The following is a 23,327-nucleotide window of genomic DNA, read 5'->3' as shown; positions in this document are numbered from 1 at the left end:
AATTTCTACTTTTTATTTAAAATATGCATGCTAACTTGTTTTTTAAAAAATGTAAGCGATTACAACTGAGTTTACAGAAAAAGATTGAACAGATCGGCTTTGAACTGAAAAATGATCCTATTAATTTATATGAGAGATCATTAATGGAAATAGATTCTGTTATAAGAATCATTAAGCAGGAGGTAAGCTTATATGAGTTTTCGGCTGTTGCGGCCGAAGTATATTTTTTCAAGGAAATCAAGCCGGCTTTTATTTCGCAGTTTATTTATTTTTCAAAGCTTTTATCAATTGAGGCAGCCAAACCAAATGCAGGAGAGTTAAGCCTGAAAGAATATTTTGAATGCGAATTGGAAGCGTTGAAAAATTTTTATGAAAACCATATCGATTTTTATGAGTACTATAGGCGTAGGGCCACCTATCTTGATCAAAAATATTTCGTCCGGAATCAGTTTGATCTGAAAACGAAAATAGAATCCGGTCTTTATGATTATGATGAAAAATTTGCTACTTCACATGACCACCTTATTTCCCAAATTATTGCCAATGACCGATTGGAAAAATTCCTTTTAAAATCCATAGCAGAAATTAACGTATATGTATACGAGAAGATAACCGATAAATCCCCGCTCCAATGGTCGGCCTCAAAATCTGCTTTGGTGGAACTTCTATATGCGCTCCACAATACCCGTTCATTTAATGGTGGCAATATTGAGTTTAGCGAGATTATTAAATTTACTGAAAAGTCACTCAATATTAACCTGGGAAACTTTTATAAGACACTTCATGAGATAAAAAGCAGGAAAACCAACCCAACTAAATTCCTTCAGCTGCTCAGTGATCATTTGAATCAATCATTCCAGGATGGTGATCAATAGGCGTTTTTCCCTGTTTGTACACAATAAATCAAATTATTAGTACTTTTCCCACAATTCCTTTATTGATAAGGGGTATATAAAAATCTTTCGGTAGTACCGAAGACCTACCGAAAGAAATCCCGCCTGATTTCGAAAATTTGTCAAATAAAATAATTTTTGAAATCATGGCAATATCCATTATCACCAAAGAAGACCTTCAGCAATTTAAAATAGAGCTGTTGGAGGCAATTAGAGAAATACTTCAGACAAGAACGACGGAACAGAAACTATGGCTCCGTACTTCGGAGGTCAAAAAGCTTCTGAATATTTCTTCCGGGACCTTACAGAATCTTAGAATCAACGGAACCCTTTCTTATACGAAGATAGGGGGGATCTTGTATTATAATTACAAAGACATTGAGAAGTTGCTTACGGATTCTAAATAATCACAGAAAACAGGAAATCATGAATCAGACTAAAGATATCATCAATTTTTTTGCGCATGTGATTAAAGATAACCGGTTACATCCATCACATATCAGTATTTATGTTGCACTTTTTCAGTGCTGGAGCATGAACCGATTTCAAAGCCCTTTTCGCATTTCTCGTGCAGAAGTTATGCAATTGGGTAAGGTAAAATCTTTAGGAACCTATCACAAGTGTATCAGAGAATTACATTTGGCTGGATTTATTATGTATTTCCCCAGTTACGACCCTTATAAAGGAAGCTTAATTGAGATTGTAGATTTTGATCAGCCTGAATCATTAATAAACAAAACATTCTGGGAGCAAGAATTAACCATACAAAAGGTAAGTGTGTTTTCTGCACCTAAGTTTTATGAAGTAGAATTATATTTTAATGAGCGTGATCTACCTTCTGCTCAGGCACATGAATTTTATTCCTTTTACGATTCCCAGAATTGGAAATTAAGTGACGGGAAATTAATGAACAGCTGGCAGGCTGCTGCAAGGAATTGGATTTCAAAGGAAAAAAAAGGTAGGCTAAAATCAATAAAAGAAAGGAAATGAAAAAGATAGATCCACAAACACCCCTTTGGAAGCTGACGGTTGAGGAATTTTTGGAAATTATCAAAAACCTCAATTCGGAAAACAGACATGAATACGGACTCAAGGGATTAGCAAAAGTCCTGGGATGTTCCGTTTCAAAGGCATCTGAAATAAAATCTTCCGGAATGTTGGATGAAGCCATTATCCAAAAGGGGAAAATTATCATCATTGATAAGCAAAAAGTACTAGAGCTTTTTGGCAGGAAGTAGCGATGTATTATCAGGAGCTTATACAAAAGTTTTGGGAATCCGGCCCAAAAGCGCAACTGGGTACCACTGCTGTTGCAATATACCTGTATCTGCTGAAATTAGCGAACGATAATAATGGATACGATGTTACTGTTTCCGACGTAGCGATTGGTAATATACTAGGATTAACAAGAAAAACGGTAAAATCTGCAAGAGAAGCGCTGCGGAATGCAGGGCTGGTCCGGTACGAAAGTAAAAACGGGTATTCCTGTTCTTACAGAATAGTGCGAGATTATCCTTTAGAAATTCTTAGCCAAGAAAAAAGACAAAAGCTAAAAATCAAGAATAATTCTCAGACAGCAACCACAGAAAAGATTGAAAATTTACCACCGGTTGGTTTATCTATGAGTATTCCCGAAACTACAGAACAGAAAGAGAAGGCATCCTTTGATAATAGAGAGCCTGAACCTTTTACAATAATAGCCAACATCCCTTCTTTGGAAGAATTTATAGACTATGCTAAAACGCTGAGCGGCTATGAAGAATCTATGCATTCTGCTATTAAGGAGAGGTACGCTTTATGGGCAAATTGTAACTGGTGCAATAATTTAGGAAAACCCATAACCAGCTGGAAATCCTCATTGAAAAATCTTTTGCCTTATATAAAAAACAGGACCGATAACGGACAATTGTCTTTAGATTCAATTCCTAGTATTAAACCTCCAAAATAATCCTTTAAAGAACATAAGTATTGGTGTTTATCTATTTAAAATTTTAAAACTGTAAAAATGAAACTATCAGATATAAAACCTGGACAGAAAGTAAATCTCAATGGAATTATTGCCGAGTATCAGGGAATTCAAAAAGTTAGAATACCCAATTTCGGGAAAGTGGAGAAAAGAGTTTTCAGGGCAGATGAGACAGGAGATTACCTGTATTATAATCTTAATGAGGGTTCAAAAACATTAAAAAGTGAGAAAATTAAATTGCTGTAAGATTTTTCGATCAGAATGAAGTTACCCTAAGCAGAACAAAATTAAAGTACACAACAAAAATAGATTATGGCTATTCTGGAAAAAGATGTAAGACTTGTCAGAAAAATATTTGAAGATAAAGATGAGAGAATTCCAGGTAGAATACGCCTGGGCAATCATTTTGTGGACGATTTTATTTTTGAAGATCAGGAGGCGGCTGATATTCCCATCAATGCGCTTCGTGTTATTTTTAATATTATCTCGATTATCAGTAGTGAGCAGTTCCGCCCTGAAGACCGTCCAAAGCAGCTCTCTTTATTTGATGAAGAATTTGAAACCGAAAATAATATTTTTGCCTCTATTAAAATCAGGAACAGTAAAATCTCTCCGAGTGGCTCAACCAGGCAGGTTGTGGAAGCCTATGAGTTTCTTGCCCGGTTCAAAATGGGCTGGTATAAATCTGTAAACTCAAAAGGAAAAGAGATTAGAACATTCGGTGGGCTTATTTCCAACCCGAGTTATGACCAACGTGGATATACTAGCTTTCTGATCAGCAGCTACTGGTTGAAAAAGCTGATGATTATACCTGAATATAACTACATCCTTTACAATCTGGTGTATAACATCAGAAACAACAAGCATATTATTTTTGCCATCTGGCTTTCAAAACTTCCAGAAGGTGGAACCACCATGAAACTTTTGTCACTGAACAAAAAGTTTGGGCTGAACTATAAAACCGCGAATGATTTTTGTTTCAAGTTCCTCAAAACTGCAAAAATAAATTTCAACAGGTATAATACCCTTTCATTCAATTATCATTACAAAGATGATTCTATTTTCATTCATCCTTTTTACAATAAAATAGTAGGCGGTACCGATATGTCGGAGCACACAGCAGAGAAATCAAAAATTGCAAAGAGGCTCTATTATTTTCAGAAAAGGTATGGCCTGGGACAACGGGAAATGCTCCAGTTTTCCTACCAATACAAGACTATTCCGCAAACCCGTCAACTTATAGAAAAGGCTTTTGGCGAATTTATAAGGATGAACAGGCTGAAAGGGACAAAATCCACGAATTATCAGGGAACGGCTTTTTTAAACAAAATACAGGAACTTATTTTACAGCTATACAGAGAAACAAAAATGGGGGAAATACTGCCCAACGGTTATCCCGTGATTCTCTGATTTCGGAATTGCGCTCATCCGTATTTCGGATTTGTACTCATTCGGAATTCGGAATTGCACTCGCTGAAGTTAAGGAATTGTTAAAATTTAGAATTTTATGAAGCTGATTTCGGAATTGCACTCATTCCGATATTGTAAAGCCAGTGAAGATGACAGATACGCTAAAAAGAAATGATGAAAAAATAGTTCAATTCGGATTTGCACTCATGCGGTAAAGGGCATCTTTTCGGAATTGCGCTCATCTGTATTTCGGATTTGCACTCATTCGGAATTCGGAATTGCGCTCATTTGAAAATCATTGCAAACGCTTTGTGACAGGCGGATACCACGAACTATTAAAAGTTTATTTAAAAGATAATAAAAGTCTTTTTTTTATTAAAAGGGAAATCCCGGGTAAAAAATTGCTTTAAAAAGAAAAAAAATGAATTGCGAAAAAATCAAACAGAAAGTCGGAATCCGGACGGTTTTAGAATCCTTCAATCTTTTTCCTGTGAAAGAAAACGGGAAAACTGCCTTTTATTTTGCGCTTGACAGGGACGAAAAGATTCCTAGTCTTTCTGTCGATTTTATTAAAAATAAAGCATTTGATTTTGGAACAGGAAAGAGTTATGATATCATTTCCATTGTTCAGCAGGTGAAAAAATGTTCTGTTTCGGAAGCTTTGAAATACCTTGGAAAATTTGATTTTTCAATACAGGATCAAAAACAAAAGGAAGAGGTTACAACAGGGCCTCATTACAGGATATTGGAAGTAAAAAGAATCGGGCATCCGGTTTTAATTCAATATCTTAAAATGAGGAAAGTTTATCAGCAGGTAGATCTGGTTAAAGAGTTGCATTATGAATTAAACGGGAAAAATTATTTCGGAATTGCCTTTGAAAATAATTCAGGTGGTTTTGAAATCCGCAATGCGTATTCAAAAATCTGTTTAGGAAAAAAGGATGTGACTTTGATTCAGGGAGAACAAAACAATAAAGAAATCACGGTATTTGAGGGGTTTTTAGATTACCTGACTTTCAAAAATATAGATAAAGCTAAAAATTCTGATTATCTGATTCTTAATTCTACGGTAATGCTTTTCAAAGTAATGAAAACACTTGATGAATACGATAAAATTTACCTTTTTCTTGATAATGATTCTAATGGAGATATCACTAAAAACAAAATATTAACGAAATATAAATATGTAGAGGACTGTTCTCTAATTTATCGAGATTTTAAGGATCTTAATGAGTGGTTTTGCCAAAAGATATAATGAGTAACTGGTTCTCTAAATGCTCATTATAGAGCTTTACAAAAATAAAGCCCCCTCCATCTAGAGGAAGCTTTTGACTATTTCTTGCTTTCTTCCACAGAAATTTTTCTGAAATCTTTTAGAATCTTGGCTAATTCCAAAGCTGCTTTTCTTGCTCTTGTTCCGGCTGCTTTGTTTCCTTTTTCAAGCTGAAGGTTGGAGTCTGTTTTAAAAGTTTCAAATTCTGCGTTAATTTTTTCTAATAGTTCTTTCATAAAAAATGGATTTTAAGGTTGCAAATATAATCTTGTTTATTTCCATATTGCAAATAATTTACTTGTCATTTTTTATATACCGGTCCCATAATTTAGGAGGTAATTTCATGAGTTGAAAATTTTTTTCAAATTAATATACCTAATTTTTTCAGGTTCATCAGCTAACAAAAATATAAAACCTTCAATAAAACTGTTAATTTTTAGAATTTCGGTCTTGAATGTTGATGACGTTGATAAGAAAATAGACTTCAAAATCACATCAACACAAGGAAAAATCCAATTATTCATTATTGTTTTAGATCATTCCAAGGTTAAATATCACTTATTCAATTCATATATATAACTGTAGTTTTTTCACTTTTTACTGTAGCAAATGTAGTACAGGTCATTCACTCAAAAAAATCTTTTTGGGTTTCTACAAAAATTCTCTCCACTCCGCTCCAACAATTTTTCCAGACACTCCTGAATCCTACGGACAAAAAGATTTCAGAGCCTTCATTTCATTTTTCCATTTCGGTTTTAAGTGCCTGATCCTGTACTATGGTCATTTAGCAAAGAAAAAGTCGGAACCTCAGTTATACGAATCAAACAGTCGCTCTTTAACATAAGAATAATCAAACAAAAAAAATAAATAATGCTTTTCCCATTGGAAAAGGTGAAAAGAAAGAAGCCGAGTGTCCTCGATACCGAATCAAATCACTCAAAGTTTTACAACTGAAAAAAAGTAATGATTAACAATTAAAACAAAATATTATGAACACAATTGTCGGTAGAATTACCAAAAACGCAGAAATCAACAGATTGAAAAACGACAGACAGGTCGTGAACTTTTCAGTAGCCATCAATGACAGCTACAAGACCAAGCAGGGAGAACGCAAAGAGGTGACAACCTATTACAATTGTTCGTACTGGATAAGCCCGAATGTTGCCAAAATCCTTACCAAAGGAACTTTGGTAGAATTATCAGGCAGAATCAGCTCAAGTGCATGGATAGGCAAAGATGGAGAAATCCGTTCAGGATTGAATTTTCATACATCATACATTCAGGTTTATGGAGGTGGAAGAAATGTTGAAAGTGAACCGAAGCAAATTGCAACGCAAGAATCAAACAATCCTTTTGCAGGGGATACGGATGATGATTTACCATTTTAATACTTAACCCAAGATTATCTTAAAAAAGCATTTATGGAATCACAATATAATTTTCAGATGAAGTCCCGAAATGACCGAACAGAATGGGAGCAGGTAGCCATATACTTCAAAATCCATTGTGACAGGACAACAGCGATACACTATGCGAGAAGCTTGTCGTTGAAATTTAACAAGGAAATCCGATTGACTGAGGGTGCAGACCCCATGAAAACAAGTGGAACATACATCTATGAAAATCCCTGACTATGAAAACACAATCAAAAACCGAAGCCAAAAAATTGGCAAAAGCGTATAGCTATAATAAAGAGTACGCAGATGTCCCTGTATACATCATTTATTGCAGTCGGACGGAAAAATATTATGTAGACACCAACGGCTTAATACGGCTTTGGGAAAAGCTTATCGGCTACTACGTGAACGGGGTTTATACCTCTGAGAAATAGAATTTATAACATAAAAAAAACAAAAAATGAAACGATCTGATATACCAACGGAATATTTACTTGTAAAAGCAAAAACCAACAGTGAATGGGATGCCTGCGACTTTGCTATTATCGACATTACAGGGGAGTGGAAACAAACCCAAAAGAAACGCCTTGAAGTTATAAAAATCATTGAAAATGATGAAGATATAAAGTCTCTAAACTATTTCGACACCCATGTGGAGTTCTTTAGATTTTCGAAAGTATATTATCCTGTGGTTGAAGAGTGGCTCTCTGAGAGAAACAGAGTTTTCATTGACTTAGAGAAAGAAGATTTAAAAGAACTGAAACAACCTAAAAATAGTCTGTGTCATTACCAGATGCAGGTATCTAAGGATGGAAATGCCATTTATAAAGCCTATGGAAAGCATACGGAAGAAGAATTTAGGACGTTGGAGTTTTCATTATGGGAACTTATAGACTTCAATACTCATTTAGTAATTAATCCATAACCCAACAAATTATGCAAACCAATTTTTTCAATCAAATAGCCAAAATGGATATTAACAGTAAGCTGATTCTAACCATTGCCAAAGCCAACGAAAGCCAAATAGTGGTTTCCATATTAGTACAAAATGATGGATGTGGAGATAAAGCAAAAAATATCATACCTCCTCTTAACCTTAAAGGAACGGCAGACGAGCTTGATGCCGGATTTTTTGAACACATTAAAGCCCCATTAAAAACCGCTTCGGGACTGATGGTCGATATGGAAAGCTTTATGAAGCAATTAGAAGAAGCCAAAAAGCAATCCGTAATGGAAAAAGAAAAATCCGATAAGGAGAAAAAAGAAAAGGAAGCCAAAGAAAAAAAATGCAAAGATGCTTTTCAAAAAGCCGAAGAACTCGAAAAGGAAGGCAACTACAAAGGCGCATGGTCAGCACTTCCAAAGGCTTCTGAATATCCCGACTATGCAGAAACTATCCGTACAAAGCAGGATGAATATGAAAGACACTTTGCACATAACCTTTTCAGTGAGGAAAAAACGCCTACCACAACCATTAATCCACAGCCATGATTATAGAAACCTATATAGCAACCTTACAACATGGTAAGGGTAGAATAAGATTCCAAATAAATTCTATGAGTGGAAAACAGGGAGCCATACAACAGATAATGGCAATAGAAAATTGCCCAATGAGAGCCATTATCGGACTAAAGATGAAGGGCAGGAAAATAGTAAAATAAAATACGTCAAATCAGAAAATCAACAATTATGTTACTTGCAACCCAATTAGAAAGAGTTTTTATCCTGAGAGATAACGGACAGGAAATTCGATTGACAGACCCCGAACCGAAATGGAGTGTTGAAGCCGTGATGAACTTTTACGCTAATACTTACCCCATTTTAACCACTGCAAAAGTCTCTGCACCACAGATCAGGAATGACACGGTAGAATACCGTTTTGAAAGTGTAATGGGTACGAAAGGCTGATACATTATTATGGTTGGATTTTTAGTAATCTGCTTTAAATCCAACCAATATTTACGAAATATCAATCACAAAATTATCATGAATGCAACGAAAAATCATATCGGGAAAAATACAGCTTCCCGAACAGCAAAAACAAAGGCAACTGCACAAACAGTTGGGCGAGTTCACCCATTGGATGCAAAGACCAAAGGATGCCAGCGAAATACAGAAAGACAAAATGAAAGCAGTACCAATAGCCATGCTACCTATGCTTTTCTAAAATGCTCGTTTCTGCCTAAGCTGATAGACACGCCATCCATACAGGATGAGAAGAAAACAGGCAAAATGGAAAGGGATTTTTACCAGTCCCTTTCCCAATTGACCGAAAATTACGGAATCACACCTGCACCGTCAAAACATTTAGGTTTTCCTTACAATATTGCTTTTGCCATAGAGGATATCAAAAAGCAGTTAAAAATTAAAACAAAGAATTGGGAGAAAATTCGCTTGATACAGGATAAGAAGAAAACGTATTTGTTAAGTGAAGAAAGATATAATACAGGAGCTACTTTATATTATATTCCGATAATTCCACTGTACCGATTATCTAAAAATCCCAATTATAGACAGGCTGTACAGCTTTTGCAATCCGTTTGTTCCTATCTGTATCACATCGCAGATGTCCCATACTACAGAAAACAGGAAAGTTACCTGTGCTGGATGTATGAAATGATTTCGGACTGGCTCATTAATGATGAAACCGAAGATACCCCTGAATATTTACGTGAAATAAAGCAAAGCGAGTGGATTGGTGATTATGTGGAGCAAAAAATATTCAATCATCAGAATTTAGCCCGATTTAAAGAGAGAATCAATCGTTTTGAAAACAGAGATTCCTTTGAAACCGATTGTCTTTTATTAGCCTGTGATACCCTTGCCCTCTATGAAACGTTTCCCGATGCTACTATTTACAGAAATATTCAGCGGAGCGAAAGAAATACAGCTCATGACGATTATGATGAGGACTATCATGAAAGAACCATCACAATGGAAAAGTATGTTTCGTTCTGCGCAGATGATAAAGGAATATTGTTTCAGACTTTATTTGATTCCGTTAATACAGAATTTCAGGAATGTACGGAAATAGAAGAACCATCCACACAAAAAAGATTTGACGGAACAAATGTCAGCAATGATAACCTTGATTTTGAAAACTGCATTTTTCCCCTGATAGAAAGATTAATTGATATTCTGAACAGCATTTAAAGTATAATACCATTTAAATATAACATCATGAAAGATATAACCGATCACTTCGGAACACTGTATCATCCGGTTTCAGCTCTGGTCATTTATCAGACCAAAGACGATGATAAAGATACTTATGTAGAACATTTTGATATGGATAAAGACGGAAATCCCATTAATGCCCATCCTTTAAGCGAAAGAGAAGCTAAAATATTTGCAAAGTCGCTTAATACGGAAAAAGAAAAAAGCAAAGCATTTTTAAAACCTGAAAGTATTCTGCCCACCCATGTTCTATATATCAATCCTACCGAAAAGGGTTCAGTGATATGGTATACCAAAGCCAAAAAAGTAAAACTATTCTTTACCGAATCCCTTGAAATTTCTAATGGTATAGCACATACTCCACCCATGCTGTGGATGGCTTCAAAACAGCATCTTACCGTATTTGCTCTCACTTCAGACAAAAGACCCACAGAAAAAACAGTTTTATATCATGCTCCTTTTTTTAATGTTTATGAAAACGGAAGTGTCTGTATGGGAACAGTTGGTGTGGATATTAAAAATTCAGCATCGGTTGAGGAATTTATCCGTGCTTGGGAAAGCTATTTTTTTAACAGCAGGTTCAGCCATTTAAACCATAATCCTACCAATGGCAACTGTGTAAGCATTTGGAAAAATCTTATTGATACTGATAAAACCTTTCCAAAAGAAATATTAAAAAAGACCAATAAAACCCTTAAAAATATACTGCCATGACAAGCGAAAAAACAAAAGTTCATTTTACAGACAATTACCTGATTAATCCGACCAACCCTGTAACCATTAACCTGATCGGTGCAGGGGGAACAGGCTCAAAAGTATTGACAGCATTAATGGAAATGAATCACAGCCTGATTCAATTGGGACATGCAGGGCTACAAGTGCGGTTGTGGGATGATGATCTCATTACCGAAGCAAATTTAGGGAGGCAACGTTTTGCAGAATCGGAAATAGGATTATACAAGTCCGTTGCATTAATCAACCGTGCTAACCGTTGGATGGGAACGAATTGGAAAGCAGAAACACAAAAATTTAAAAAGAGTGAATCAGAAAAATTTTCTAAAAATATTCTTTCAAATATTTATATATCATGTGTTGACAGTGTGAGTGCAAGATTTGAAATTGCTGATATATTAAAAAGTCTGAATAATGGCAGATATTATGCTGACCGCCCCCTTTATTGGTTAGACTATGGCAATAATCAACATACAGCACAGGCAATATTAGCTACCATAGGAACAATTAAACAACCCAATTCTGAGAAATATGATACGGTGGATCATTTACCTTTAATCACCGATGAATTTGGAGATTTGCTAAAACAATCCGAAGAGTTCGACGATACGCCTAGCTGTTCACTGACAGAAGCACTGGAGAAGCAGGATTTGTTTATCAATTCAGCACTGGCCCAGATGGGAAGCTCTCTATTATGGAGCTTATTTCGTAACGGATTGACAGAAAACAGGGGATTTTTTCTTTATCTGAAAAGTTTTCATTCCCAACCGATAAAACTTGCATAATTTCTGTCGCCTGAGAAAAATCGGGCGGCAAAAATGCATTTCCTCCCTTTGGTCGGAAACGTATTTTTGCGGAAAGTGGTGCAACCCCATTTCTAAAAACATTGCCACATTTTAGCAGGGTATGTTTTTGAAAAAAGGTTGCGAGATTGATTTATAGCAATTATTCCAGATTAAATAAACTATTCTTTAATCGGACCATTTTTGAGAATGAAGCAAAACATTCCTTAGCTCCATCGGATTTGCAATGAAATATGAGTGAGTCATTCCTCCGGTAGTAACAACCAATGTTCCGAAATTTAATGTTTTACCTAAAAAGCTTTGGTGTAATTGCATTCCTTCAAGCTTATTTAACGAGAGATCGGAAAGTGTTTTTCCTAGCATCCCAGTGGTAAACGAAAGATGATTATCCGTAACGTAGATTTTGGTATTCTTATTCCGAATTACAGCGATGATCCCTTTGATAAAAAGAAAAATAAGGAACAAGGAAATAATGCCCATAAACCCCAACATAAATTTGTATCCGAGCAATAGAAAATAGAGAACCCCCACAGAACCGATTACTATAAAGAAAACAGGAATAACATAAGAGATCCAATGAACTTGGGCTTCATAATTTACAGATTCGGCTGAAGTTTTGAAATCAGTAAGTAAGTCTTTCATGGTCAAAGCTTTTCTTAAAATAAAACTATCCCAATTTAGTGAAAAATAATGAAAAACTATTGAAGATTACCTGAAATTTAGTTAAGGAAAAATCATGTGGCAAAAATGCAATTCCTTCTTTTGATCGGAAACGCATTTTTGCGAAAAACGGAGCGACCCCATTTAAAAACAATTCAAAAGCTATTACCTTATGTTTTTAAAAGAGGCTGCGGATTTTATATTTGTTTTATTTTTTCTTTAATTCCTTGAAGCATGTAAGGCAGGCAGGTTTATTAAAATTTGTATTATTTTCTTTCCCACACGAAATACAGAATTTTTCCTTGTAAAAAGGATCTTCATATACTGACCATGTTTTATAACAATCCCAGCATAAAGGTTTTTCCAAATCTAATTTTATGGTAGTCCTGCACCTAATACAATATCCTTTGTTGCTGATTATTTTGGTTTGTTTACTGGTATTTTCAACATGATATTCCTCTCTTGATCTCCTTTGGTCTTTTAGGGCAATATTTACATACTTTTCATTTGTAAAATCGGACAATCTTCTTTTAGATACCTGACCGAATTTTATTAAGTCTTCGATGTAATTTAGCTCTACCTCTGAACCTACATAGTTTTTGGCAAATATTGATCTCTTTTCATATTTAGGTCTTTTAACAAAGATCGTATAGCCTTCTTCTTCAACAATATTAAAACATGTACTGACAGCAGATTCGAAAAATGAATTCTGGTTGATGGATATTAGTTTTTTTTCGGAATAAACACCAAATTCAATATTATTTATAAAAGAGTAATCTATTAAATTCATAGAAGTAACCACAGACTTATTTTCATTTCCATAATATTTTGCATGCAGATTAGGAATATAAACTATAGTAATATTAGGAAATTGTGTAAAATAGCCAAAATCTTCTTTTCCAAAACTTTTGTTTACATTATTCTCATTTTTCCCGAAACCTATGATAATATGAACATTTGAATTATTTAAATGTGTTTTGAAGACCTCATTTTTAAAATACGGGTCTAATTGAATAAATGGTGATAGAATTAGGAGATACTTTTCTGAGTTATAAATGGTATCATATATTTTTTCGTTTAATTCTTTTCCTGTTAAAAAATTCATTTTAATGTTTTGTGATTTTAATATAAATACAGATATAAAACATTTCTGTAGAATACAAATGTAAATATCAAATGGCTAATAAAGTTAAAATTTTAATCTTAAATTGTCATATAAATTTTGGTAATGATAGAGAAATTATTGTGATAAGAAAGAAATATCAATCAATAGCAATTCTTTATTGTTAATTTTTCTGTGTATCGGGTAGTTTGTAGGCTTTTATTGCTTTGTTACAATTTACAGCCAGAGTCTTTTTGTTATCTTTGTAAGGATAAAAATATGCTATTATATGAGTAATGAAATTATCTATTATAAAGATTACCAGGATTGGACAGCATTTATAGCCAATAAAATAAAGTTTACCCAAACCCAGACAGCTTTAAAGGTCAATGCAGAATTATTGACCCTGTATTGGGAAATCGGAAATTCTATCATTGAAAAGCAAAAACAAAATGGTTGGGGGAGTAAAATTATTGACCTTCTAGCATCAGATTTGGCTAAGAATTTTCCTGAAAGCAAAGGGTTTTCTGTTAGAAATCTCAAATATATGCGTGCTTTTGCAGAAGCATATCCGGAATTTCCAATAGTGCAAGTGCCACTTGCACAATCTGGTGGTGAACTTCTGCAAGTGCCACTTGCACAAATTACATGGTATCATCATATCAGTCTGTTAACCAAAGTGAAGAATACAGCAGAAAGAGCTTTTTATATCATAGAAACCGTCAAAAATGAATGGAGCCGAAATGTGATGCTGCTACAAATTCAGAGTAATTTATATGGAAGAATAGGGAAGGCAATCCATAATTTTGAACAAACTCTACCAGAATATCAATCCGATCTAGCAAAAAGTATTTTTAAGGATCCCTATCATTTTGATTTCTTAATGCTTTCTGAAAAAGTAAAAGAACTTGAAATAGAAAAGCTTCTGACCCATAAAATTACTGACTTTTTATTGGAGCTGGGAAAAGGTTTTGCCTTTGTAGGCAGACAGTATCCGGTTGAAGTTGATGATACGGACTACAAAATAGATTTACTTTTTTATCATACGGTATTACATGCGTATGTTGTTATTGAGCTCAAGGCAGGAGAGTTTTTACCCGAATATATCTCGAAGCTTAATTTTTACATCAGTGCCATAGATGATAAGCTTAAAACCCCAACCGACGAGCCCACTATCGGATTATTACTTTGTGCATCAAAAAGTAATGTAAAAGTAGAATATGCTATGAGAGGAATGGATAAACCATTGGGAGTTGCCACTTACCAATTAGAGCAACTGGTAAAAGAAAATATTGAGCAGCTTGACAAAAACAATGACGAAGAACAATAAAAGATCAAAAAACTTCTCATAGCTTTTACACATCGTTTTGTGAGATTAATTTTTATCAAAATCCAAAGTCCCATCCCCAGTTAATCGATCTATTCACTCCCCAGGTTCCTATTTCTACTCCTTTTTCATACTCAAAAATAAAGATCAGAAATAAGATAATTATTGCTATTATTACTAAAATATAAAGCTTATTTTTTTTCATCTTTTTTGAGGTTACCTTATTTTTGGTAATCTAATAGTAAACTTACACACAATTCTTTCGATTCTGTATTTTCTCTATGCCAAATCACATCAGTGACAACCAAATAATCTTCCGGTTCTTTAAGTTCTTCATGGGGGAAGAAATCTGTCGTAAATAATTTTTCTCCGATTCTTGGAAGAAATGGGTAATTCCAATTTACGGATTTTCTAAAATAATCAATACATAGAAATACAATCATAGATTTAATTTTTATTGGGTTTGGGATTTTCCAAAAGATTTTGAGTTTAGGTTGGTTTCGGACTACAAGGTTTCAAGTTTATATGGTGTATTTGTCAATTTACAAAAATAGCTTCATGATGAAGATGTAATAAGACTAAATTAAGCTTTAATGTGCTTTACAATAATTGCTGAATAAATCTTTCACTATTTAATATCTATCTCTAGCTGCTGTCTTCTTATTTTTTAGATCGGTAATTTTCCATAAATCATAATTCAGTTTATACATGATCTTAAATGTTTCACAAAATTTTTTAACACTTTGACTAAAATCTTCATTAAAAGGGGCTATAATTTTAAATTTTCCCACACTTCCTGGTTGATAGCTTGAATGCGTTTCAGTAAAATCAAATATATATTTACGCATAATTCTATAAATCATGCTTTTGTTTGTTTTGAAAAGTTCTGGAAATTCATTTCTTCTCTCATCTCTGATAAATTCATATTCTTCATATTCAAAATCCTTAAAATCAGAGAGTGCTAATAACAACTTCCAGTATTTGTCATCCATGTAACGCAAGTTTTCACTATAATGTAAATTCATTGATAGATATAATCCCTTGTCGTTAATCCCTAATTTATAACCACAATTTGTTTTGATTGACGTAATGATTAATTCGGGACCATAAAGAAACTCATAGAATTTATCATAATCCCATTCGTCTTTAAAATTCCCATAAGATAAACATTCTTTAAAAATTTGGGCAAGAGCATTAACACAATCCAATGTTTTTGAATAATGCGCCTCAGCATTCGCAATCCTTTGTTCAGCGTGATATGATTCCAAATAGTTGTTGATTGGTTCGATCAATGAATCAAAATTCTTCTTTTGCTTCTTCATTTGCTATAATCTCTATGTTTTTGTCGTTTTTTGAGACTTATTCTCCATATAATTCTTTTATACATAAAACTGATAGTAAAAACATTTGCCTTTCGAAGTCTTTTAAAACAATGTTCTAAAATATCATCAAAAAGTGTGAATAACATAAACAGTTATAAATAGAAGTGTCCTTCATTCCCGGCAATCATAAGAATTTCCTGCGTATGAACCGTCAGTAGTTGTATAAAGCGATTTTCAGCAGTCTCAACCAGATTACTGTTTTCAAGATAGCCAAATTTATGCTCACCTTCCCTTCCAAATACGTACACGTACTGTTTTGCTGTATCAAAATAGTCATTTGAAATGCGTGGCTCAGTGCTAACAGCTATGTTAAAAATAAATCCCTTTGCCTCTTTGGTATCCATATTAGAGATCTGAATATCATCAGGTGCAGAGACAATCAATACTTTGATCTTATATTCAATGCCCGCTACAATATCTGTGTAATCAAATGATTTGTTTGTAAATTCAGCCATACTATTTTTATTTAAATCTAAAATACGACTAATTTCCAAAATATCTCTCTTGCAGGGATCAATTACTTACTTATTTAGGGTAAAATATACTTATTGATGAAGGAACCTGAGTAAATTTTACCCACTTTATTACAAAACGTGAGCAAAATAGTATTAGGTCCATTCTACTCTTAAATAATTACATCCTAAAGTTGGAGCCTGCGTAAAAATTACCCATATTTTTCTCTAACCTGAGAAAATTTTACCCACCTTATTACAGCCCTTTCACAAAATAGTATCAGATACATGCTGATCATAAATGGGTATAGGTTAAAGCTGAACCTGCGTAAATATGTATCAGGTTTTCTTCTTACCCGGAGTAAAATGGATACAGCTCAGCGTATTTTCCGAGCTTCAATATTTGCCATGTTTTTTTCTTTCAACATCAAAAACGTATGAATAAAATCAATTATCTGATTATTAGTTTTTTTATGTTCTTATACGAGCGTTTTCCAGAACTCTGAAAAAAGTAGACGACTTTCCTGAGCATCCTAAGTTCATATCCAAATAAAAAGTAAAAAAAATCTTAGAAAGTTTTGTATTATCAATTAATATCGTAATATTGCAATATAATAATTTAGTTATGGGAGCTACGAAGACAGATCATTTTACAGATAGTCAAAATCAAATTGCAGTTATTGCTAAAGCTTTGGGGCATCCGGCAAGAATTGCTATTATAGAATATTTATTGAAAGTCAATACTTGTATCACTGGAGATATTGTGAATGAATTACCATTAGCACAGCCTACCGTATCACAACATTTAAAAGAACTGAAAAATGCAGGATTGATACAAGGAAGTATCGAAGGTAATTCAGTTTGCTACTGTATTGACGAAAATACTTTTGGCATATTAAAAGAATATTTTTCAAAAATAATTTTTACGGTAACTAACCAAAAATGTTGTTAAGAATATGGAAATCGCTTTCTTAATATCCTCAATATTGTTGATCAGTTATTCGCTGTTAGCATTATTTGACGGTGTATTCTTACACCTATACAAATACCGTCTTTATCAACATAAAGAAAGCCGTTTTGAACATCTTACCCATACAATTAGAGCCTTATTATTTACTGGCATTCTTATTTCTTTGTTCATTAATATTGAAAACAATAATTTGTTTTTATTTGGCTGCATTTTGATTGTTACTGACATTATCACTTTGTTGGTAGACGCATATGTTGAAAAAGATAGTAGAGCGTTTATGGGGGGCCTGCCACGATGGGAATATATTGTTCATCTTTTGGTAAATGGATTCCACTTTGCCGCTATCGCTGTTTTTTTAGTGATTAAAATTAATCTTGACTCTGATGGAATCAGATTAATTGAAAATTTTCAACAGATTGAAAACTATCAAACATTTAAGATTATAGCAATAAATCTTTTGCCGGGAGCAATTATAATAAGTCTTTTACATATTCTGGTCTATAGTCCGAAATTCAATTATTACTTTAAAAAGATGAAGCTTAAATGCTGTTAAAAAATTTGTTAATAAATATCGCAATATTGCATTATAACTATAAAATATTAAAACAATGAAATTATCAGAAATTAAAGAAATTCTTCCAACATTAGAAAATGTTGAATTTCAATTAGAAAACGGAACATTTGTACCTGAACATTTCCATGTTACAGAAGTGGGTCAGATCAATAAAAAATTTATTGATTGCGGTGGTGTAATCCGTGATGAAAAGGCTGTAAATTTTCAGCTTTGGAATGCGGATGATTATGAGCATCGTTTAAAACCTGGAAAATTATTAAGTATTATCAGACTTTCTGAGGAGAAATTAGGAATTGAAGATTCTGAGATCGAAGTAGAATATCAAAGCGATACGATCGGTAAATATGATCTGGAGTTTAACGGAAAAACGTTTGTATTGAAAAGCAAAACAACAGCATGCCTTGCCCAAGACGCTTGTGGTATTCCTTCTGAAAAGCAAAATAAAAACCTTTCTGAATTAAGTGTAAGTCAAAGCAATTCTTGTACACCCGGAGGTGGTTGTTGCTAAATATCTGGACAATATAGTATATAACTTCTAAACAATATAAGAAATCAATGGAAGAAATTTTTGATGTTATTGTTATTGGAGGAGGACAGAGTGCCTTAGCTTGTGGATATTATCTGAGACGAGCAAAATTGAAATATATTATACTGGATAAACAGGCTGTTCCAGGCGGCGCATGGCTCCATACCTGGGATAGTCTGACTCTTTTTTCTCCTAGAGAGTACAGTTCCTTACCAGGCTGGTTAATGCCTAAATCTGAACATCAGTTTCCGCTAAGACAAGAAGTAATTGATTACTTGGGCAAGTATGAAGACCATTATCAACTGAATGTTCAAAGGAGTACTGAAGTTACTGAAATTAAAAAAAATGAAGGTTTATTTTACGTTCATACTCTTCAAGGGATTTTTAAAGCCAAAACAGTTATTTCAGCAACCGGAACTTGGGAGAATCCATTGATCCCAATGATTGATGGAATAGAAGATTATAAAGGTCTACAAATTCATTCAGGAAAATATCAGAACCCTGAAAAATTTATCGGACTGAAAACATTAGTAGTAGGCGAAGGTAATTCAGGTGCACAGATTGTTGCAGAGCTTTCAAAAGTTACCTCTGTAAAATGGTCAACCAAAAAGGAGCCCGAATTTTTACCTGATGATGTAGATGGCTATTATTTATTCACTGTTGCCTCTGCCCGATACAAGGCGGAAAAAGAAGGAAAACCGTTTGATTCATCACAATACAACTTAGGTAATATCGTAATGGTTCCAACCGTTAAGGAAGCTAAACAAAGAGGCGTATTTGTATCAAGTGGGACATTCCATCAGCTATACGATAAAGGGGTTATCTGGTACAATGGTGAAAAAGAGGAATTTGATGCCATTATTTGGTGCACAGGTTTCGGTTACAATACCTCTTATCTTAAATCACTTATAGAAACGGATGAAAAGGGCATTGCAAAAACTACAGAAAGCAAGTCCTTAGAAGTGAACGGACTATGGCTTGTAGGATATGGCAACTGGACTGGTTATGCCTCCGCAACATTAATAGGAGTAAACAGAATAGCAAAACAAACCATTCTTGAAATCGAAGAATATTTAAACCAAAATAACTAAAATGAAAATTGCATTATTCAGTGATATTCACGCTAATTTACCTGCACTGGAAGCTTTCTTTAATGATGTAGAAATCCGTAATCCGGATAGTATTTATTGTTTAGGAGATCTTGTAGGTTACAATATTTGGCCCAACGAAGTGGTCAATGAGATCCGCAAAAGGAAAATACCAACCATTGCTGGAAATTATGATTTTGGCATTGGACGTATGAGCAACGATTGTGGTTGCGCCTATAAAACTGACAGTGAAAAAGACAATGGTAGTATTTCCATTTCTTTTACAAACTCCATTATGAAGGACGATGAACGCTCCTATTTGCGAACACTTCCTGCACACATCAAAGTTGAATTCCAGCTTAATGAAGACAAATTAAATCTTCTTTTAGTACATGGCAGCCCAAGAAAAATAAATGAATATCTGTTTGAAGACCGGGAGGAAAAAAGCATGCTAAGAATCATGGAGCAGGCAGATGCAGATATTATGTGTTTCGGACATACCCACAAACCATATCATCGTATTTTAAATTCCGGAAATGAGGATCTTCCACATTATCGTCATGCTGTTAATATCGGTTCTGTTGGAAAGCCAAAAGATAATGATGTGCGTGGAGCCTATGTTATGTTAACGATCAATGATAATAGTTCTGTGCTAAACAAAGACAGTATCAAAGTTGAATTTATTCGATTTGATTATGATATTGAAAAAGCGGCACAAGCAGTGGAAAATAGCCCACTACCTAATGAATATGCAGAAAATTTAAGAAGAGGATATTAATTTTAAGTTTTAGACATGAACCAAACAATTTTAAAAAGTATTGAATCACTTCCAGCTGGTGCGATATCAGAAGAAAGAAAAATAATTTTACAACCTTTAGTTGATTACCTACAGAATAAAATAGAAACTGACCAGACGATCCGTTTAAATTTCATCTGTACCCACAATAGCAGAAGAAGTCATTTATCACAGATCTGGGCACAGACCATGGCTTATCATTTTGGAGTTAAGAATGTATATTGCTATTCAGGTGGAACTGAAGCAACGGCGATGTTTCCAAAAGTAGCAGAAACGTTAAGTAACCAAGGTTTTCAAATCCAAAAGCTTAGCGAGACTGAAAATCCTGTTTATGCAGTAAAGTACGCACAAAATGAAGCTCCTGTCATCTGTTTCTCCAAAGAATATAACAACGAGTTTAATCCAAAGAGTGAATTCGGGGCAATTATGACCTGTAATAATGCGGATGAAGGCTGTCCGATTGTGTTTGGAGCAGAAGGAAGATTTCCTGTAAAATACGATGATCCCAAAGCTTCTGACAATACCCCGGAACAAACCCAGGTTTACGCAGAAAGAAGTTTACAAATAGCGGCAGAGATGTTTTATGTTTTTTCACAAATAAAGAAATAGTATGGAGATAATTTCATTTGGTGAGGAACAGTTTCCGGAAATCGCAGAAATCTATAGACAGGGCCTTGAAACTGGAAATGCGACTTTTGAAACCTCCGTTCCTAATTGGGAACATTGGGACAAAAGTAAATTAAAACATAGCCGTTTTGCTGCGGTGATTGACAATACTGTAGTTGGATGGGCAGCATTATCTGGTGTTAGTGATCGCTGCGTGTATGGTGGAGTGGCAGAAGTGAGTATTTATATTTCCAATGACCACAAAGGGAAAGGTATAGGAAAAGCCCTGATGTCAAAATTGATAGAGGAAAGTGAGATCCATGGAATATGGACATTACAAAGCGGGATGTTTCCTGAAAATGAAACAACAATAGCTCTTCATAGAAGGGCGGGTTTTAGAATAATAGGTCACCGTGAAAAAATCGGAAAGCTTGGAGATACTTGGCGTGACACAGTAATTATGGAAAGAAGAAGTAAAACAATAGGATTAAATTAAAATAGCATGCAACCAAAATTAAAATTTCTTGATAGATACCTAACCTTATGGATATTCCTTGCTATGGCAGTAGGTGTTGGCTTAGGTTACTTATTCCCTGGTATTTCAAAGGTCACAGATTCATTATCGGTGGGTACAACGAATATCCCATTAGCAATTGGATTGATCTTAATGATGTACCCTCCCCTGGCTAAAGTGGATTATTCCCTTTTACCGACTGCCTTTAAAGATAAAAAGGTAATTAGTATTTCACTATTGCTAAACTGGGTTATTGGACCTGTTTTAATGTTCGTCCTTGCTATTTTATTTTTGAGAAATGAGCCCGATTATATGATAGGATTAATCCTAATCGGCTTGGCAAGATGTATTGCTATGGTCATAGTATGGAATGATTTAGCAAAAGGGAATAGAGAATATGCTGCTCTGCTGGTAGCTTTAAACAGTATTTTTCAGGTATTCACTTACAGCTTTTTTGTCTGGCTGTTTATCAATGTTCTGCCTGGTAAATTAGGTTTTGCCAATTTCAATGTCAGCGTCTCCATGAAAGATGTTACGGAAAGTGTTCTTATTTATCTTGGAATTCCTTTTTTAGCCGGGTTTTTAAGCAGATACATTTTAGTAAAATCAAAAGGGATAGAATGGTATAATAGAAAATTTGTTCCAAGAATTTCCCCGATTACATTATACGCTTTATTATTTACGATTGTTTTGATGTTCAGTTTGAAAGGTGAAAAAATCGTAGAGCTTCCAATGGACGTAATCAAAGTTGCGATACCATTAATAATCTATTTTATTCTAATGTTCTTCGTTAGTTTCTTTATCAATAAAAGCCTAAAAGTACCTTACGACAAAAATGCATCTATTGCCTTTACTGCGACAGGAAATAATTTTGAATTAGCCATTGCAGTAGCTATTGCAGTGTTTGGTATTAACTCCCAACAAGCCTTTGTAGGGGTAATTGGACCTCTAGTTGAAGTTCCTGTTTTGATTTTATTAGTAAGAGCAAGTTTATGGTTAAAGAAAAAATACTATAATTAAAACAACACTAAATTTAAACGAATTGAAATTTAGTAATAAAAATCAGGCGGAAAGATAATTCCTTCCTTTGGTCGGAAACATCTTTTCGCAAATCACAAGGAGTAACCCTATTGAAGAAAATTTGATTACATCAATTTTTTCAAAAAGGTTACAAAGAGTTAAAAGGTTATTCTTTATAACCTTCGATTGCGAAAAGAAAAGGCTATTTCTGATGAAATAGCTTTTTCTTTTAAATGATTCTTTTATAAAGTTCCCACACTTTGAGGATTAAACTGAAAACTGGCTTTCTGCTTATTTCCCATATTATCTTTTGTAGGATCCAATTCCTTCGGTATCATTATCAAAAAGTTCCATATTCATTTGTTTTTTGTGTGGATATCAAAAGTAAGCAAACCTTGTACACCCGAAAGTTTATAATAATTCTTTCTGTTCAGTTTCGAGAATGGCAAAAGCTATTGTCTTTACAATGTTAGAGTGCACGTATGGTAATACGAGCATAAAGGAAAGCTCATGATTGTCGAACCGTCTTTCTTCGTCGAAAATGCCTACATACGCTTTGTTTGCCTCCGTGATACGAGGTAACAGTTCGTCCAGCTCTGTGGTCAGTTCTTTAAGAACAGACTTCGGTATAGTTATCACTTCCATATCCTTTCCTCTCT

General features: G+C 34.2%; 34 protein-coding genes. 27 read left to right on the top strand and 7 right to left on the bottom strand.

The window, feature by feature from the left end:
• Positions 1-23: 23 nt before the first annotated feature.
• The 8 genes from AC106K_RS04170 to AC106K_RS04135 all read left to right on the top strand — a co-directional run bounded on the left by AC106K_RS04170 (position 24) and on the right by AC106K_RS04135 (position 5,524).
• Positions 24-875 carry an RteC domain-containing protein gene (locus AC106K_RS04170; protein WP_050019635.1) on the top strand — a complete coding sequence of 284 codons (852 nt, stop codon included), beginning with the start codon at positions 24-26 and terminating at the stop codon, positions 873-875.
• A gap of 164 nt (positions 876-1,039) precedes the next feature.
• Positions 1,040-1,300 carry a helix-turn-helix domain-containing protein gene (locus AC106K_RS04165; protein ID WP_069214546.1) on the top strand — a complete coding sequence of 87 codons (261 nt, stop codon included), beginning with the start codon at positions 1,040-1,042 and terminating at the stop codon, positions 1,298-1,300.
• A gap of 19 nt (positions 1,301-1,319) precedes the next feature.
• Positions 1,320-1,883 carry a hypothetical protein gene (locus AC106K_RS04160; RefSeq protein WP_071447186.1) on the top strand — a complete coding sequence of 188 codons (564 nt, stop codon included), beginning with the start codon at positions 1,320-1,322 and terminating at the stop codon, positions 1,881-1,883.
• Positions 1,880-2,131 carry a DUF3853 family protein gene (locus tag AC106K_RS04155; RefSeq protein WP_050019637.1) on the top strand — a complete coding sequence of 84 codons (252 nt, stop codon included), beginning with the start codon at positions 1,880-1,882 and terminating at the stop codon, positions 2,129-2,131. Before AC106K_RS04160 ends, AC106K_RS04155 begins: the two co-directional genes overlap by 4 nt.
• Positions 2,132-2,133: 2 nt before the next feature.
• Positions 2,134-2,841 (top strand): helix-turn-helix domain-containing protein, encoded by a 708-nt coding sequence (locus AC106K_RS04150; protein ID WP_071447188.1) that lies wholly within the window; start codon positions 2,134-2,136, stop codon positions 2,839-2,841.
• Between the two features lie 57 nt (positions 2,842-2,898).
• A complete protein-coding gene (locus AC106K_RS04145) occupies positions 2,899-3,105 on the top strand; it encodes a hypothetical protein (RefSeq protein ID WP_024568770.1) in 207 nt (68 codons plus the stop codon).
• 66 nt (positions 3,106-3,171) lie between these two features.
• A complete protein-coding gene (locus AC106K_RS04140) occupies positions 3,172-4,269 on the top strand; it encodes a hypothetical protein (RefSeq protein ID WP_024568771.1) in 1,098 nt (365 codons plus the stop codon).
• A gap of 421 nt (positions 4,270-4,690) precedes the next feature.
• Positions 4,691-5,524 (top strand): toprim domain-containing protein, encoded by an 834-nt coding sequence (locus AC106K_RS04135; RefSeq protein WP_050019641.1) that lies wholly within the window; start codon positions 4,691-4,693, stop codon positions 5,522-5,524.
• A gap of 77 nt (positions 5,525-5,601) precedes the next feature.
• Here AC106K_RS04135 and AC106K_RS04130 read toward each other — a convergent pair whose 3' ends face one another.
• Positions 5,602-5,778, bottom strand: a complete 177-nt coding sequence (locus AC106K_RS04130; protein WP_024568772.1) for a histone H1 — start codon at positions 5,776-5,778, stop codon at positions 5,602-5,604.
• A 753-nt stretch (positions 5,779-6,531) separates the two neighbouring features.
• Between AC106K_RS04130 and AC106K_RS04125 the strand changes: the two genes are divergently transcribed.
• The 10 genes from AC106K_RS04125 (at position 6,532) to AC106K_RS04080 (ending at position 11,633) form a co-directional block, all read left to right on the top strand.
• Positions 6,532-6,930, top strand: coding sequence for a single-stranded DNA-binding protein (locus AC106K_RS04125; protein ID WP_024568773.1), 399 nt, complete (start codon positions 6,532-6,534; stop codon positions 6,928-6,930).
• 33 nt (positions 6,931-6,963) lie between these two features.
• On the top strand, positions 6,964-7,173 hold the full coding sequence (locus AC106K_RS04120; protein ID WP_080666751.1) for a hypothetical protein: 210 nt from the start codon (positions 6,964-6,966) through the stop codon (positions 7,171-7,173).
• Positions 7,174-7,175: 2 nt separating this feature from the next.
• Entirely contained in the window at positions 7,176-7,373 is a 198-nt protein-coding gene (locus AC106K_RS04115; RefSeq protein ID WP_080666752.1) for a DNA-binding protein, read from the top strand.
• Between the two features lie 26 nt (positions 7,374-7,399).
• Entirely contained in the window at positions 7,400-7,864 is a 465-nt protein-coding gene (locus tag AC106K_RS04110; protein WP_024568774.1) for a hypothetical protein, read from the top strand.
• An 11-nt stretch (positions 7,865-7,875) separates the two neighbouring features.
• Entirely contained in the window at positions 7,876-8,430 is a 555-nt protein-coding gene (locus tag AC106K_RS04105) for a PRTRC system protein E (RefSeq protein WP_024568775.1), read from the top strand.
• Positions 8,427-8,600: a hypothetical protein gene (locus AC106K_RS04100; protein ID WP_482443454.1), complete on the top strand. Its 174-nt coding sequence runs from the start codon at positions 8,427-8,429 to the stop codon at positions 8,598-8,600. Before AC106K_RS04105 ends, AC106K_RS04100 begins: the two co-directional genes overlap by 4 nt.
• Before the next feature lie 28 nt (positions 8,601-8,628).
• Positions 8,629-8,847 carry a PRTRC system protein C gene (locus AC106K_RS04095; RefSeq protein WP_024568776.1) on the top strand — a complete coding sequence of 73 codons (219 nt, stop codon included), beginning with the start codon at positions 8,629-8,631 and terminating at the stop codon, positions 8,845-8,847.
• A gap of 78 nt (positions 8,848-8,925) precedes the next feature.
• The gene (locus AC106K_RS04090; RefSeq protein ID WP_024568777.1) at positions 8,926-10,092 is read left to right on the top strand and encodes a hypothetical protein; all 1,167 of its coding nucleotides are present in this window, start codon (positions 8,926-8,928) and stop codon (positions 10,090-10,092) included.
• A gap of 27 nt (positions 10,093-10,119) precedes the next feature.
• Complete coding sequence (locus tag AC106K_RS04085) at positions 10,120-10,830, top strand: PRTRC system protein B (protein ID WP_024568778.1); 711 nt, start codon at positions 10,120-10,122, stop codon at positions 10,828-10,830.
• Positions 10,827-11,633 carry a PRTRC system ThiF family protein gene (locus AC106K_RS04080; protein WP_024566248.1) on the top strand — a complete coding sequence of 269 codons (807 nt, stop codon included), beginning with the start codon at positions 10,827-10,829 and terminating at the stop codon, positions 11,631-11,633. The genes AC106K_RS04085 and AC106K_RS04080 overlap by 4 nt, the downstream gene beginning before the upstream one ends.
• 186 nt (positions 11,634-11,819) lie before the next feature.
• Here AC106K_RS04080 and AC106K_RS04075 read toward each other — a convergent pair whose 3' ends face one another.
• Together AC106K_RS04075 and AC106K_RS04070 are read right to left on the bottom strand one after the other, a co-directional pair.
• Complete coding sequence (locus tag AC106K_RS04075; RefSeq protein WP_024566249.1) at positions 11,820-12,293, bottom strand: PH domain-containing protein; 474 nt, start codon at positions 12,291-12,293, stop codon at positions 11,820-11,822.
• A gap of 226 nt (positions 12,294-12,519) precedes the next feature.
• Positions 12,520-13,416: a phospholipase D-like domain-containing protein gene (locus AC106K_RS04070; RefSeq protein WP_024566250.1), complete on the bottom strand. Its 897-nt coding sequence runs from the start codon at positions 13,414-13,416 to the stop codon at positions 12,520-12,522.
• 286 nt (positions 13,417-13,702) lie between these two features.
• On the opposite strand from AC106K_RS04070, the gene AC106K_RS04065 reads away from it, so the two are divergent.
• Complete coding sequence (locus AC106K_RS04065; RefSeq protein ID WP_024566251.1) at positions 13,703-14,743, top strand: PDDEXK nuclease domain-containing protein; 1,041 nt, start codon at positions 13,703-13,705, stop codon at positions 14,741-14,743.
• Positions 14,744-14,961: 218 nt separating this feature from the next.
• Here the strand turns inward: AC106K_RS04065 and AC106K_RS04060 are convergent, their stop codons facing one another.
• The 3 genes from AC106K_RS04060 to AC106K_RS04050 form a co-directional block, all read right to left on the bottom strand.
• Positions 14,962-15,183 (bottom strand): hypothetical protein, encoded by a 222-nt coding sequence (locus AC106K_RS04060; RefSeq protein ID WP_024566252.1) that lies wholly within the window; start codon positions 15,181-15,183, stop codon positions 14,962-14,964.
• A 189-nt stretch (positions 15,184-15,372) separates the two neighbouring features.
• Entirely contained in the window at positions 15,373-16,062 is a 690-nt protein-coding gene (locus AC106K_RS04055) for a hypothetical protein (protein WP_024566253.1), read from the bottom strand.
• Positions 16,063-16,214: 152 nt separating this feature from the next.
• Positions 16,215-16,577, bottom strand: coding sequence for a hypothetical protein (locus AC106K_RS04050; protein ID WP_024566254.1), 363 nt, complete (start codon positions 16,575-16,577; stop codon positions 16,215-16,217).
• A 622-nt stretch (positions 16,578-17,199) separates the two neighbouring features.
• On the opposite strand from AC106K_RS04050, the gene AC106K_RS04045 reads away from it, so the two are divergent.
• Genes AC106K_RS04045 through arsB form a run of 8 tightly spaced genes read left to right on the top strand, consistent with a single transcriptional unit; the run spans position 17,200 to position 22,668 of the window.
• Positions 17,200-17,526 carry an ArsR/SmtB family transcription factor gene (locus tag AC106K_RS04045; RefSeq protein WP_024566255.1) on the top strand — a complete coding sequence of 109 codons (327 nt, stop codon included), beginning with the start codon at positions 17,200-17,202 and terminating at the stop codon, positions 17,524-17,526.
• Positions 17,527-17,530: 4 nt separating this feature from the next.
• Complete coding sequence (locus AC106K_RS04040) at positions 17,531-18,097, top strand: hypothetical protein (RefSeq protein WP_024566256.1); 567 nt, start codon at positions 17,531-17,533, stop codon at positions 18,095-18,097.
• 55 nt (positions 18,098-18,152) lie between these two features.
• Positions 18,153-18,626, top strand: coding sequence for a DUF6428 family protein (locus tag AC106K_RS04035; protein WP_024566257.1), 474 nt, complete (start codon positions 18,153-18,155; stop codon positions 18,624-18,626).
• A gap of 47 nt (positions 18,627-18,673) precedes the next feature.
• Positions 18,674-19,735, top strand: a complete 1,062-nt coding sequence (locus AC106K_RS04030; RefSeq protein WP_265429367.1) for an ArsO family NAD(P)H-dependent flavin-containing monooxygenase — start codon at positions 18,674-18,676, stop codon at positions 19,733-19,735.
• A gap of 1 nt (position 19,736) precedes the next feature.
• A complete protein-coding gene (locus tag AC106K_RS04025; RefSeq protein WP_024566259.1) occupies positions 19,737-20,510 on the top strand; it encodes a metallophosphoesterase family protein in 774 nt (257 codons plus the stop codon).
• Positions 20,511-20,525: 15 nt separating this feature from the next.
• A complete protein-coding gene (locus AC106K_RS04020) occupies positions 20,526-21,137 on the top strand; it encodes an arsenate-mycothiol transferase ArsC (protein WP_024566850.1) in 612 nt (203 codons plus the stop codon).
• A 1-nt stretch (position 21,138) separates the two neighbouring features.
• Positions 21,139-21,630: a GNAT family N-acetyltransferase gene (locus AC106K_RS04015; RefSeq protein ID WP_024566851.1), complete on the top strand. Its 492-nt coding sequence runs from the start codon at positions 21,139-21,141 to the stop codon at positions 21,628-21,630.
• 6 nt (positions 21,631-21,636) lie between these two features.
• Positions 21,637-22,668, top strand: coding sequence for an ACR3 family arsenite efflux transporter (arsB, locus tag AC106K_RS04010; RefSeq protein ID WP_024566852.1), 1,032 nt, complete (start codon positions 21,637-21,639; stop codon positions 22,666-22,668).
• Positions 22,669-23,079: 411 nt separating this feature from the next.
• Here arsB and AC106K_RS04005 read toward each other — a convergent pair whose 3' ends face one another.
• On the bottom strand, positions 23,080-23,313 hold the full coding sequence (locus tag AC106K_RS04005; protein WP_024563792.1) for a hypothetical protein: 234 nt from the start codon (positions 23,311-23,313) through the stop codon (positions 23,080-23,082).
• Positions 23,314-23,327 lie beyond the last annotated feature (14 nt).

Source organism: Chryseobacterium sp. FR048 (assembly GCF_056844665.1).
The sequence above is the reverse complement of the archived record's forward strand: the minus strand, read 5'-3'. Positions and strand labels throughout refer to the sequence as shown.

What these genes read in the sequence shown, in the direction of transcription:
- AC106K_RS04070 (WP_024566250.1), bottom strand. Translation starts at nt 13,416, where the DNA reads ATGAATTTTTTAACAGGAAAAGAATTAAACGAAAAAATATATGATACC.
- AC106K_RS04155 (WP_050019637.1), top strand. Translation starts at nt 1,880, where the DNA reads ATGAAAAAGATAGATCCACAAACACCCCTTTGGAAGCTGACGGTTGAG.
- AC106K_RS04080 (WP_024566248.1), top strand. Translation starts at nt 10,827, where the DNA reads ATGACAAGCGAAAAAACAAAAGTTCATTTTACAGACAATTACCTGATT.
- AC106K_RS04025 (WP_024566259.1), top strand. Translation starts at nt 19,737, where the DNA reads ATGAAAATTGCATTATTCAGTGATATTCACGCTAATTTACCTGCACTG.
- AC106K_RS04050 (WP_024566254.1), bottom strand. Translation starts at nt 16,577, where the DNA reads ATGGCTGAATTTACAAACAAATCATTTGATTACACAGATATTGTAGCG.
- AC106K_RS04125 (WP_024568773.1), top strand. Translation starts at nt 6,532, where the DNA reads ATGAACACAATTGTCGGTAGAATTACCAAAAACGCAGAAATCAACAGA.
- AC106K_RS04045 (WP_024566255.1), top strand. Translation starts at nt 17,200, where the DNA reads ATGGGAGCTACGAAGACAGATCATTTTACAGATAGTCAAAATCAAATT.
- AC106K_RS04065 (WP_024566251.1), top strand. Translation starts at nt 13,703, where the DNA reads ATGAGTAATGAAATTATCTATTATAAAGATTACCAGGATTGGACAGCA.
- AC106K_RS04160 (WP_071447186.1), top strand. Translation starts at nt 1,320, where the DNA reads ATGAATCAGACTAAAGATATCATCAATTTTTTTGCGCATGTGATTAAA.
- AC106K_RS04055 (WP_024566253.1), bottom strand. Translation starts at nt 16,062, where the DNA reads ATGAAGAAGCAAAAGAAGAATTTTGATTCATTGATCGAACCAATCAAC.
- AC106K_RS04135 (WP_050019641.1), top strand. Translation starts at nt 4,691, where the DNA reads ATGAATTGCGAAAAAATCAAACAGAAAGTCGGAATCCGGACGGTTTTA.
- AC106K_RS04105 (WP_024568775.1), top strand. Translation starts at nt 7,876, where the DNA reads ATGCAAACCAATTTTTTCAATCAAATAGCCAAAATGGATATTAACAGT.
- AC106K_RS04040 (WP_024566256.1), top strand. Translation starts at nt 17,531, where the DNA reads ATGGAAATCGCTTTCTTAATATCCTCAATATTGTTGATCAGTTATTCG.
- AC106K_RS04140 (WP_024568771.1), top strand. Translation starts at nt 3,172, where the DNA reads ATGGCTATTCTGGAAAAAGATGTAAGACTTGTCAGAAAAATATTTGAA.
- AC106K_RS04170 (WP_050019635.1), top strand. Translation starts at nt 24, where the DNA reads ATGCATGCTAACTTGTTTTTTAAAAAATGTAAGCGATTACAACTGAGT.
- AC106K_RS04085 (WP_024568778.1), top strand. Translation starts at nt 10,120, where the DNA reads ATGAAAGATATAACCGATCACTTCGGAACACTGTATCATCCGGTTTCA.
- AC106K_RS04150 (WP_071447188.1), top strand. Translation starts at nt 2,134, where the DNA reads ATGTATTATCAGGAGCTTATACAAAAGTTTTGGGAATCCGGCCCAAAA.
- AC106K_RS04130 (WP_024568772.1), bottom strand. Translation starts at nt 5,778, where the DNA reads ATGAAAGAACTATTAGAAAAAATTAACGCAGAATTTGAAACTTTTAAA.
- AC106K_RS04090 (WP_024568777.1), top strand. Translation starts at nt 8,926, where the DNA reads ATGAATGCAACGAAAAATCATATCGGGAAAAATACAGCTTCCCGAACA.
- AC106K_RS04030 (WP_265429367.1), top strand. Translation starts at nt 18,674, where the DNA reads ATGGAAGAAATTTTTGATGTTATTGTTATTGGAGGAGGACAGAGTGCC.
- AC106K_RS04120 (WP_080666751.1), top strand. Translation starts at nt 6,964, where the DNA reads ATGGAATCACAATATAATTTTCAGATGAAGTCCCGAAATGACCGAACA.
- AC106K_RS04005 (WP_024563792.1), bottom strand. Translation starts at nt 23,313, where the DNA reads ATGGAAGTGATAACTATACCGAAGTCTGTTCTTAAAGAACTGACCACA.
- AC106K_RS04110 (WP_024568774.1), top strand. Translation starts at nt 7,400, where the DNA reads ATGAAACGATCTGATATACCAACGGAATATTTACTTGTAAAAGCAAAA.
- AC106K_RS04075 (WP_024566249.1), bottom strand. Translation starts at nt 12,293, where the DNA reads ATGAAAGACTTACTTACTGATTTCAAAACTTCAGCCGAATCTGTAAAT.
- AC106K_RS04015 (WP_024566851.1), top strand. Translation starts at nt 21,139, where the DNA reads ATGGAGATAATTTCATTTGGTGAGGAACAGTTTCCGGAAATCGCAGAA.
- arsB (WP_024566852.1), top strand. Translation starts at nt 21,637, where the DNA reads ATGCAACCAAAATTAAAATTTCTTGATAGATACCTAACCTTATGGATA.
- AC106K_RS04095 (WP_024568776.1), top strand. Translation starts at nt 8,629, where the DNA reads ATGTTACTTGCAACCCAATTAGAAAGAGTTTTTATCCTGAGAGATAAC.
- AC106K_RS04165 (WP_069214546.1), top strand. Translation starts at nt 1,040, where the DNA reads ATGGCAATATCCATTATCACCAAAGAAGACCTTCAGCAATTTAAAATA.
- AC106K_RS04145 (WP_024568770.1), top strand. Translation starts at nt 2,899, where the DNA reads ATGAAACTATCAGATATAAAACCTGGACAGAAAGTAAATCTCAATGGA.
- AC106K_RS04060 (WP_024566252.1), bottom strand. Translation starts at nt 15,183, where the DNA reads ATGATTGTATTTCTATGTATTGATTATTTTAGAAAATCCGTAAATTGG.
- AC106K_RS04020 (WP_024566850.1), top strand. Translation starts at nt 20,526, where the DNA reads ATGAACCAAACAATTTTAAAAAGTATTGAATCACTTCCAGCTGGTGCG.
- AC106K_RS04115 (WP_080666752.1), top strand. Translation starts at nt 7,176, where the DNA reads ATGAAAACACAATCAAAAACCGAAGCCAAAAAATTGGCAAAAGCGTAT.
- AC106K_RS04035 (WP_024566257.1), top strand. Translation starts at nt 18,153, where the DNA reads ATGAAATTATCAGAAATTAAAGAAATTCTTCCAACATTAGAAAATGTT.
- AC106K_RS04100 (WP_482443454.1), top strand. Translation starts at nt 8,427, where the DNA reads ATGATTATAGAAACCTATATAGCAACCTTACAACATGGTAAGGGTAGA.